The sequence below is a fragment of the Loigolactobacillus backii genome (genome assembly GCF_003946275.1).
GTDB lineage: Bacteria > Bacillota > Bacilli > Lactobacillales > Lactobacillaceae > Loigolactobacillus > Loigolactobacillus backii.
This window is the reverse complement of record NZ_RHNQ01000078.1, coordinates 1-7,745: the sequence shown is the minus strand read 5'-3', so window position 1 is coordinate 7,745 and position 7,745 is coordinate 1. Positions and strand designations below refer to the sequence as shown.

Below are 7,745 nucleotides of genomic sequence, written 5' to 3'. Positions count from 1 at the left end.
ACTACGCCATAGCAGCACGAGAATTGGTCCAAAATTGTGCGGTATGCCGATATTAAACCTCGTATGAATAATTCGGGTTATTATTTTATTGCTTGCAATCTGGGGACTTTACAAGCACGTCACTAAATTGCCAGATGGCAGTATGGATACGGATACAATCTGGGAACACAACGCAAAGTCTATGAATTGGCAAGTATTAGCATACGGTGCTGGACACCCGTTCGCTGTGTCAACTAATGATAAAGTAGTTTATCTATATAAGAATACACGCACTAAGAGATATGTCTTTCCTGTCAAAGATTTTAAAACACATAAGACCCACTTTTGCTATTTAGAGTCCGTTGGCTCTTCGCCTAACGAAGCCTATTCTGTTTCTGTAACTGCAATTGACATACACAATAAAAATTGGTGGAGAATAATCGCCCAAAAGTCAGCAAAAATAAAGGGACACAACCCAGCCCAGTGGCAGGAAAAGATGTCAATCAATTACTATTCTGAGAACGTCTCTAACTTAGATACCTATTACCATAATAACTTTGACAACGATAATGAATAGCCAGATTGGAGTTATACAAGATGAAAAAGTCATTAATATTAAGTGCAACTATGCTAACCTTGTTACTTGGCGGATGTACTACTAATAGTAGTAGCAACCAAAAGGAATCTAGCTCTAGCCCTAAAAGCAGCACACGCACTGTTAAGACCAGTTACTTTCAGAATTTATCAAATAGTGCCAAAAGAAATGTTAAATTTACTTTTAAGCTAAATCAAGATGACACCGAGGACAATACGGCAGACCCTGTCTATGTTGTGTCTGCTACCATTAAGAATAGCACGAATAAGAACATCAAATTTGACCAATCTAAATTCATTTGCGTCCTGCCATCAAATAAAATTATATCTGATAAAACAGGCACTCTAACAATCAAGGCCGGTGAGACAAAGAGCATCAACCAGCTATTTCAAAAGATGCCCGAACAAGGTACTTTAGGTGAGGGCTACATTGAGTACCTGAACTCTGACAATAAGTTGGCCTATACTAAATTTACACATAACATTGCCAGTTCAAATAATTTGACTGAACAAAAATTAATTACTCAAAATAAGGACACAACGGCAAACTCTACTAATGATGACACAGATTCCTCTGAAAGTAGTTCATCAGAGTCTTCTTCTACTCAGTCTACAACTAGTTCTACAGCCTTAACTGAATCCCAAGCCAAGCAGATTCTAAGAAACTGGGCTAAATCTCGAGGCAATGGGGATGATGATTTTGGAGGTACATCACTAGATGACTTGAACGCAAGTGAAGGCGACAATGGTTCTTGGAGCTTTGTCAACGATGACGGGCTTGCTTGGGGAGTTAGTTCTACAGGTAAAATTCATGCACCGGGAGACCCAATACAATAATTATATCAACCATAAAAAAGCTACCTCAGTAATTTGAGATAGCTTTTAATTTACAACAAAACTAAAAGATTATACTTATTGCCCACATTGCTAGCCATGCAATTAGCATAATAGCTCCGAACATGCCCCAATTTAGGAATATGCTGAATACAAATAGCCAGAATGCCAACTTGCGTAATCCTTTGAGGTCATCATAACTAAAGACTGATTTACCACTAGCTTTACGAGCATTCGACCTATCTGCGTGCTGTTCATGGTGATACCACCTTGATAGTCCCAATAATTGTAATAAACTTCCGAACATTTTTAATTATCTCTTTTCTTTATCGTCCTCGCTGTTTAAGAACTCTTCCAACCATTGTTTTTTAAGTTCTAGGCTGTTTATCTCATGCTGAATAGCAATTTTATCAGGCTTATTAGAGTCCAATTTATCAGCAAACTCTTTTAAATAGTAGTGTTTAGCCATTGCTTCTGAATAACTCATTTTAATTCCTCCTTGTTTATCTCTACAATAATAGTATAACGATTCCACCTAAATTATGATTATGTGCTAGCTGTTCCTACTTTTCAGTTTTACATCTCTTGTTTCTAGTGTGCTAACCTGTAAGTCAAATTCACGTTGTTCATTCGTAGACAGCTCCTCATAGAATGACTGAATAGCAGTATCAACGGATAGTCGCTGATTTTCAGCGTATCCAATCATTGCCATCGCTTGGAGTTTGTTCCTAGTGTGGTTGCTAATTTTTAAATTGGTGTCAAATGTTACTGAGCTGACTGCTCTATTGTCACTAGCACTTTTGTCAAAATCTGATGCTTTAGCTTGCTTAGTTGGCTTGGGAATGGCAGTTGCTTTGTTTCTGTTAGACCGAATAAGAGAGTTAGCCATGTTCAATTACCTCAATTCGTTTTAGTAGTTCATCAGTTACATCTTTATAAACTGCAAATACACGTTTATCAAACTTTGATTTAAATGTAATTCCTGTAATCCCGTACCGCTTTAAACGCTGCATTGAGTGAATTCTAGTTTTAAATAAGTTATCTTCGCCAAATTCCGAGATTGCGTTAGCTACCGTTGCTTCATCAACTGGTGCTCCCGCTTGCAGTAAGACAGCTAGGATTCCAACTAACTCAAGTCTTGGTGCTTGATACTCGTCAATGACTTCTTCTTGAATGTATTTGATAAATGCCTCAGCACCTTCAAAACTATGTTCATGTGTCTGCATAACAATAAGACAATAGTCCGAAGCATATAGTGCGCTGTCGGTTATTAAACTAATTGTCGGCGGTATGTCAATGATTACATAGTCATATTTAGCTTTTAGAGGCGTTAAAAGCCTATCAAATTCTTTCACCCTATCATTATAATTATGGAGCTTTTCCATGTATCTCGGATATAACGAGAAGTCAGGTGCTGATGCTAGCAAGTCCAAATTATCTTTGATGTTGATGATTGAGCTATCTAGATTGCCATCTTCTACACTAGACATTAAAGTCCTGTCGAAATGCCCAACTTCATTGCTGATATTTAGTTTTGTTTTTAAGTACAAATTTGTAGCGTTACCTTGAGGGTCCAAATCTACTAGTAAAGTCTTAAAATCACGATTGCTAAGTTCTAAAGCAACCATTGTAGAATTACTAGTTTTTCCTACCCCACCTTTAAAATTACCAAAAGTAATAACTTGAGTCATGTTGTTCTAGCCTCCATTTCTGTTTATAATTATAGCACTACATAGTTCTGTATGTCAATAGTGTAGTTGCGCTGTAGTTCTGTAGTTCTGTAGTGCTATACAGCATATTAAAAATGTGATGTTACCACCGACATATCAAGGCCCTACAACACTACATAGTTCAGTAGCCTTATAGTTCAGTAGCCTTATAGTGCAGTAGTTCTGGAACAACTTAGTGCTATAGTGCTGTGAAAATAAAAGTTGACACTCGCCTAATAAGGAGCTACAATATCCTTGTATTAAAAAAGGCCTAGCAATTAAGCCAGACCTAAAATAACTGAATATACAAAAGAAGCCCCGCGACCATCTACCTTCGCGGGAACAACACCCAATTTATGTATTAATTGTACGGTATAGACTCTCAAATTGCAAGTCTTGACATTCAATTGCTTCTCGCGGACCATTCTAGGGGACAAGCTAGAGTATAAATATTAAGGGGACACGTTTGCCAGTGCGACGTCAATAAGTCTGGCTATACCACAACAAGGTTATCTGTACGGCTGGGTGGTGAATGGTGAGCGCAACCATTAACGGCGCGGGTGGTAAAACGAAGCTTCGGCTTGGTGCCATTGATTAGTTGGTGATCGAACAAAAATAAATACGTATTACCAACGCCTACTAGGGCGTTTTTTAGTAGGTTAAACCGAAAACGTAGGTTTATAATGAGTGGTGGTAGCAATACCGCAATTGTACAGACAAGCGACGGGCGTTAACGACCGACGAACTAAGGGGAAACTTTTAGTAGTAGAATTGTACTCTGGTTCAGTTATTCCAAATAGCTGATTCCAGGGAACAATTCTGCGCTCAAAACGTCACTCCCTCTAAACTAAATGGAAAACCATAACCCGTCAACATTAAATTCATAATGGTGGATGTAAGCTGATTCCTGAGACAACTTTTAAGAGAGCGTATAATGAAATAAATCGTCTCTCAAAAGGAAGGAATTTTTACATGCCAACTCGTTACGACAAAGAATTCAAACAAAACATTATCAACCTATATAAGCAAGGCGAATCAGCTGCCCAACTGGCCAGAGAATATGGCATTGGCTATTCAACCGTTCATAAGTGGATCCAGGGCCAGGCCAAAACTCAATCCGGTAAATCGCCAGACGAAATCAAAGCGATGGAAAAGCGACTGGCTTCGCTGTCTGAGGAGAACGAAATCCTAAAAAAAGCCCTGGGCTTCCTTGCGCAGAAGTAACCAATATCTTTGATTACATTCACCAAGAAAGCCATCACCACCAGGTAACCAAGATGTGCCGAATCCTCGGTGTTTCCAGAGCTCAGTATTATCGTTATCGATCCCCCAAACCTTCAAAACGCCGGGCCGAAGATGCGGACTTGAAACAACGGATTCTGCGGATCTTTGCGGAATTTAAGCAGCGATACGGTGTTATGAAGATCCACCATGAATTGAATCTGGAACTTCAACCACTGCAGCTTCGGTGCAGTCCACGACGGATTTCCCGGCTCATGAAGGAACTGGATATCCACTCCGTTACCGTCAATAAGTGGAAAGCGGCTTCGGCTTCCAAAACCAAGGTTGAACAGCGTCCCAACTTGCTTAAGCAGGATTTCTCGACCACTGGTTTAAATCAAAAATGGACCGCTGATATGACCTATATTCAAACGAAGCGTAATGGCTGGTGTTACTTATCAACCATCATGGACCTGCACTCACGACGGATTATCGGCTATTCGTTCTCAAAAAAGATGGCTACTGATTTAGTCTTAAAGACCCTGGAAAGCGCGGTTAAAAATCGAACCATTACTGGGGACCTGATTATCCATACGGATTTAGGATCACAGTATACCAGCGATGATTACAATCAACGTTTAACTGAACTACATATCCGCCACTCATACAGCCGTAAGGGTTGTCCGTATGATAATGCGCCAATGGAATCCTTTCACGCTTCCCTCAAAAAGGAATGTGTTTATCCAGTGCCGGTCTTTGAAGATTATGAAACTGCCGCTGCCGTCCTTTTTGAATATGTGCATGCTTTCTACAATAGGAAGAGAATTCATAGTTCACTGGGCTACCAGACCCCCTTACAAGTTGAAATTGCAACACTTACGAGCCAAATGGCCGCCTGATTTAATGCTTTCCATGGTTCAAATAAGTTATTAATCACGATTAATGATTTATTTGAGCTGTGGAAGGTAAATGCGGTTCTGAATGTCTCTTAAAACCTGTCTCAAATATTGACTTCAATCCACAAAAAAGGATTTAATTTAAAGGAACAAGTTAAGAAATACTTGTTAGATCATAGTTATGAAGTTATTGATGTCAGTGAAAAACCTGCAGAAGACTTTGTAGAATCATCACTTGCCGTTACAAAAGAAGTTTTGAACGGTGATGCTGATAAGGCTGTTATGTTTGATGAGTATGGTGTTGGTTCAGCAATGGCAAGTAACAAGGTTAAAGGAATGGTTACTGCTAATGTTGTTGAAGAAAATACCGCCCATATGACTGCTATGCATAATGGTGCAAAGGCAATTGCAATTGGTAGTGGTGTTGTTGCTGAAAAATTAGCATATAACATTGTTCAGTACTATTTGGACACAGAATATGCAGGTGGCCGTCACCAAGTTCGTTTGGATATGTTGGAAAAAATGATCTAGAAAGTGCGGTTATTGACTTAGAGTGAACGAAGCAACTTTTCGGAGTAGCTTCAATCCAGTCTGGAAAACACAATAGGCATAAAGAGATTAGAGAACGAAAACGAGAAACAACATATCACAGATAGAATCGATTCAAGACTAAATATTAACTTCAAGGAAGAATTACGAATGATTATTTCTATTGGTAATGACCATATTGTTACAGATGTAAAGATTCAACTTTCAAACTTTTTAAAAGCACAAGGACACACAGTAATTGATGAAGGAACTTATGATACAACCCGGACCCACTACCCAATTTACGGCAAACGTGTGGCTGAAGATGTTGCTGATGGTCGTGCTGACTTAGGTGTTGTCCTTTGTGGAACTGGTATTGGTATCAGTACTGCTGCAGACAAAAACGAAGGTGTTCGTGCAGCCTTAGTTTCAAACTTAGTTGGTGCTCGTTACGCAAAAGAAGAATTAAACGCCAATGTCATTGGTTTTGGTGGCGCAACGGTTGGTGAACATCTTTGCGAAGATATCATCTCTGTATTCTTAGATTCTGAATATAAAGAAACACCAGAAAACAAGAAGTTGATTGACAAAATCGACAACATTGCAACTCCAAACCCAGAACAAAAAGACAACCCACATTTCTTTGATGAAGAGAATGAAAAGTGGGCTGAAGGAGTTTATCACGATTAGTTGTGAAATCTTGACAAGCGCTTTATAATGAAAGCGTTCTTGAAATAACTCATGAGAAATCATGAAAAACAAAAAAGGGGTAATCATTTTATGTTGAAATTAACACCAGGTAAGGAAAAAGGAATCAAAGCTTTATCAAATAAAGATGGCGTCATTGATGCTTTAGCTATTGACCAACGTGGATCATTGAAAAAAATGATTGGTGCTGCTAGTGGCAAAGAAGCTTCACAAAAAGAAATTGAAGACTTCAAAGTTGCTGTATCAAGCGAATTAACACCATACTCAACAGGTATCTTGTTGGATCCTCAATACGGACTTCCAGCTTCAAAAGCTCGTGCAGACGGTGCTGGCTTATTGCTTGCATACGAACGCACCGGTTATGACGCTACTGAGCCTGGCCGTTTCCCAGACATTTTGGATGATTGGTCAGTTCGTCGTTTGAAAGAACAAGGCGCTGACGCTATCAAGTTCTTGCTCTACTACGATCCAGACGAAGGCGGCGATATTAACCATCGCAAACAAGTCTTTATCGAACGTTTAGGTAGCGAATGCAAAGGCGAAGATATGCCATTGTTCTTGGAATTAGTATCATATGATGCTAACAACGACGATGCAACTGGTAAAGATTACGCTAAGGTAAAACCAGGTAAAGTCATTGCAATGACAAAAGAATTTTCAAAACCTCAATATGGTGTTGATGTATTGAAGCTTGAAGTTCCTGTAAACCAAGCATACGTTGAAGGATTTGCTAAGAGCTCTGATGACGTTGTTTATACACGTGACGAAGCTTTGAAGTATTACAAAGAACAAAGTGATGCTACAGACTTACCATTTATCTTCTTAAGTGCTGGTGTTTCTGCTGAATTATTCCAAGACGAATTGAAGTTTGCTAAAGAAGCAGGCTCAAAATTCAACGGTGTCCTTTGTGGCCGTGCAACTTGGCGTCATTCTGTAGAACCATTTGCTGGTGAAAGTGAAGCATCTGGCCATAAATGGTTACAATCACAAGGCCGTGAAAACATTGAATCATTGAACAAGGTTTTGTTCTCAACTGCAAGTTCATGGTTTGACAAGGTTCAAAAATAATTGATTTTACTTTAAATAAACTGAAATATTATGTATAGAAAATTCCACTGGATTCCTCCACGGGAACTGGGCTGGAACGCAGTGGGCACAATTTTTGAGCTAATGAATTGTCTCAAAACTTGGCCTTATTGGGGTCTCTGTCAAATCGTATTGGTGGAGATTTTGAACGGCACATTCACTTCGGTGAATGTGCTTTTTGTTTACTCAT

Annotated in this window: 10 protein-coding genes; 7 read left to right on the top strand and 3 right to left on the bottom strand. The window is 39.2% G+C overall.

The features are described from left to right. Positions 1-142 precede the first annotated feature (142 nt). Both EKM61_RS10585 and EKM61_RS10580 read left to right on the top strand, forming a co-directional pair. Positions 143-556: a hypothetical protein gene (locus EKM61_RS10585; RefSeq protein ID WP_068377550.1), complete on the top strand. Its 414-nt coding sequence runs from the start codon at positions 143-145 to the stop codon at positions 554-556. A 20-nt stretch (positions 557-576) separates the two neighbouring features. After that, positions 577-1,410, top strand: coding sequence for a hypothetical protein (locus EKM61_RS10580; RefSeq protein ID WP_068377547.1), 834 nt, complete (start codon positions 577-579; stop codon positions 1,408-1,410). A 310-nt stretch (positions 1,411-1,720) separates the two neighbouring features. On the opposite strand, the gene EKM61_RS12100 is transcribed toward EKM61_RS10580, so the two are convergent. The 3 genes from EKM61_RS12100 to EKM61_RS10565 form a co-directional block, all read right to left on the bottom strand. Then, a complete protein-coding gene (locus tag EKM61_RS12100; RefSeq protein ID WP_162259330.1) occupies positions 1,721-1,894 on the bottom strand; it encodes a hypothetical protein in 174 nt (57 codons plus the stop codon). Positions 1,895-1,960: 66 nt separating this feature from the next. After that, positions 1,961-2,296, bottom strand: coding sequence for a DUF5388 domain-containing protein (locus tag EKM61_RS10570; protein WP_057879148.1), 336 nt, complete (start codon positions 2,294-2,296; stop codon positions 1,961-1,963). Further along, complete coding sequence (locus EKM61_RS10565) at positions 2,289-3,098, bottom strand: ParA family protein (protein ID WP_057879149.1); 810 nt, start codon at positions 3,096-3,098, stop codon at positions 2,289-2,291. Before EKM61_RS10565 ends, EKM61_RS10570 begins: the two co-directional genes overlap by 8 nt. A 990-nt stretch (positions 3,099-4,088) precedes the next feature. Here EKM61_RS10565 and EKM61_RS12305 point away from each other — a divergent pair. The 5 genes from EKM61_RS12305 to lacD all read left to right on the top strand — a co-directional run bounded on the left by EKM61_RS12305 (position 4,089) and on the right by lacD (position 7,537). Beyond that, complete coding sequence (locus tag EKM61_RS12305) at positions 4,089-4,340, top strand: IS3 family transposase (RefSeq protein WP_002816285.1); 252 nt, start codon at positions 4,089-4,091, stop codon at positions 4,338-4,340. Between the two features lie 5 nt (positions 4,341-4,345). Next, on the top strand, positions 4,346-5,236 hold the full coding sequence (locus tag EKM61_RS10550; protein WP_102115571.1) for an IS3 family transposase: 891 nt from the start codon (positions 4,346-4,348) through the stop codon (positions 5,234-5,236). Positions 5,237-5,341: 105 nt separating this feature from the next. Further along, a complete protein-coding gene (lacA, locus tag EKM61_RS10545) occupies positions 5,342-5,764 on the top strand; it encodes a galactose-6-phosphate isomerase subunit LacA (RefSeq protein ID WP_100071687.1) in 423 nt (140 codons plus the stop codon). A 168-nt stretch (positions 5,765-5,932) separates the two neighbouring features. Continuing rightward, on the top strand, positions 5,933-6,451 hold the full coding sequence (lacB, locus tag EKM61_RS10540) for a galactose-6-phosphate isomerase subunit LacB (RefSeq protein ID WP_068226399.1): 519 nt from the start codon (positions 5,933-5,935) through the stop codon (positions 6,449-6,451). Between the two features lie 90 nt (positions 6,452-6,541). Next, positions 6,542-7,537 carry a tagatose-bisphosphate aldolase gene (gene lacD / locus EKM61_RS10535; RefSeq protein WP_068226398.1) on the top strand — a complete coding sequence of 332 codons (996 nt, stop codon included), beginning with the start codon at positions 6,542-6,544 and terminating at the stop codon, positions 7,535-7,537. Positions 7,538-7,745: the final 208 nt, after the last annotated feature.

What these genes read in the sequence shown, in the direction of transcription:
- EKM61_RS10585 (WP_068377550.1), top strand. Translation starts at nt 143, where the DNA reads ATGGATACGGATACAATCTGGGAACACAACGCAAAGTCTATGAATTGG.
- EKM61_RS12305 (WP_002816285.1), top strand. Translation starts at nt 4,089, where the DNA reads ATGCCAACTCGTTACGACAAAGAATTCAAACAAAACATTATCAACCTA.
- EKM61_RS10565 (WP_057879149.1), bottom strand. Translation starts at nt 3,098, where the DNA reads ATGACTCAAGTTATTACTTTTGGTAATTTTAAAGGTGGGGTAGGAAAA.
- lacB (WP_068226399.1), top strand. Translation starts at nt 5,933, where the DNA reads ATGATTATTTCTATTGGTAATGACCATATTGTTACAGATGTAAAGATT.
- EKM61_RS10580 (WP_068377547.1), top strand. Translation starts at nt 577, where the DNA reads ATGAAAAAGTCATTAATATTAAGTGCAACTATGCTAACCTTGTTACTT.
- EKM61_RS10570 (WP_057879148.1), bottom strand. Translation starts at nt 2,296, where the DNA reads ATGGCTAACTCTCTTATTCGGTCTAACAGAAACAAAGCAACTGCCATT.
- lacD (WP_068226398.1), top strand. Translation starts at nt 6,542, where the DNA reads ATGTTGAAATTAACACCAGGTAAGGAAAAAGGAATCAAAGCTTTATCA.
- EKM61_RS12100 (WP_162259330.1), bottom strand. Translation starts at nt 1,894, where the DNA reads ATGAGTTATTCAGAAGCAATGGCTAAACACTACTATTTAAAAGAGTTT.